This is a genomic window from Cysteiniphilum marinum, assembly GCF_014857925.1.
Classification (GTDB): domain Bacteria; phylum Pseudomonadota; class Gammaproteobacteria; order Francisellales; family Francisellaceae; genus Caedibacter; species Caedibacter marinus.
Genome location: NZ_JACYVZ010000101.1, coordinates 1 through 1,293, shown reverse-complemented (window position 1 = coordinate 1,293; position 1,293 = coordinate 1). Strand labels below are relative to the sequence as shown.

The 1,293-nt window shown below is 26.8% G+C and carries 3 protein-coding genes; 1 reads left to right on the top strand and 2 read right to left on the bottom strand.

Going from position 1 to position 1,293, the window contains the following annotated elements; all coding sequences use genetic code 11:
• A partial coding sequence (locus tag IE867_RS14775; protein ID WP_225630089.1) for a hypothetical protein occupies positions 1 to 192 on the top strand: 192 nt, incomplete at its 5' end.
• 229 nt (positions 193 to 421) lie between these two features.
• Here IE867_RS14775 and IE867_RS14465 read toward each other — a convergent pair.
• Together IE867_RS14465 and IE867_RS14460 are read right to left on the bottom strand one after the other, a co-directional pair.
• A complete protein-coding gene (locus tag IE867_RS14465; protein ID WP_192485407.1) occupies positions 422 to 733 on the bottom strand; it encodes a hypothetical protein in 312 nt (103 codons plus the stop codon).
• The gene (locus IE867_RS14460) at positions 705 to 1,052 is read right to left on the bottom strand and encodes a type II toxin-antitoxin system RelE/ParE family toxin (protein WP_192485406.1); all 348 of its coding nucleotides are present in this window, start codon (positions 1,050 to 1,052) and stop codon (positions 705 to 707) included. Before IE867_RS14460 ends, IE867_RS14465 begins: the two co-directional genes overlap by 29 nt.
• Positions 1,053 to 1,293: the final 241 nt, after the last annotated feature.

Sequence of the window (1,293 nt, the reverse complement as noted above, 5' to 3'; positions counted from 1 at the left end):
TTTAAAGTATCTGATTTTGTATTGAATTTAACCAAGCCGAAACTATGGCGATTGAATGAGATTTTAAAGCGTGATAAAAGGCAATATAAAAGCGATAGCAAAGACTTTAATAAAAATAGCAGGACTACATTAAGATATTTAAAAAACCGTGAGAATGAAAAGGAAAAAGTGAAAACAAAAAAGGAAAATTAAAAATAAAAAAACCAAGGCGAGCTTGGCAGTTATTTTAAAAAAAAAATATTTTGAAAATTATTTTAGATTTTTTTCAGATTTTTTTTGCGTGAGTGATTGAAAAAAGTTTTAGATTTTTTGTGATGAATTTTAAAATTTTATTTTTTAGATTTGCCTAAGAGAAAATCAGAAATAAAAAACTAAGATGAAAATAAATAAAAATATTTTACTTGCATTATGTTAATTTTAATTACTGAAAATTTAAAGTGACTTTTTTACCAAGTAACCCAAAAATTTCACTGATAGATTTTATTGTAAAATTTCCAGTGCCTTTTAAAATTGAATTTAATTTGTTTGATGATATTTCTAAATCGTTTTGAATTTCATTAAATCCTTTGCCAGTGTCATTCATATATTTTTTTACTGCATCGGCTAGTTGTGTTTGTAGCGTTATGATATTTTCAGCAATCAGTTCTGCTTCATGATCGAGCTGATTAAAAACATCATTGCCTAATTTGTTTCGTGCTGTTTCTCTAAAGCTGCTCAATGTTTGACTGTTCATAAGTGCCTCGCTTAATTTCCTCTAAAAGTTTCCTAGATTTTTTTATATCGTTATCTTGTTGTTTTTTGGTGTTTTTATCACCGCCATTTAGCAGTAAAATAATTTTGTCTTTATGAAAAGAATAATAAGCTCGCATACCAAGTTGTTTATCTCTTAATTCATACAAACCCTTACCGAGTGATTTGCTCCCTTGTTTAATTGTTGCAAGGTTGCCAATTTTTTCAATCACTAATATTTTTTTGGTGATTACTACTGTTTTTGTATTGTCTAAGCTTAAATACCATTCTTTAAATTCTTTTGTTTGTAGTAGCGTCCACATTAAAAATTATCCTGTGTTTTCTAATAGTTTATTATACTTTAATATATTGAAGTTGTCAAGCGTCAAATATTTTTATATATTATTCACCGCATTAATTTTTTTAAAAAAACAAAAAAAGGATTCCCTAAAATGCCAATGATCGAAAAACCAAAATCACCAACATACACAACCCTACCTAAAAAAATTAAAGTTACTGAGGATACCTACTTAAAAGCAATTGAATATCTTGACTGGAATAAAT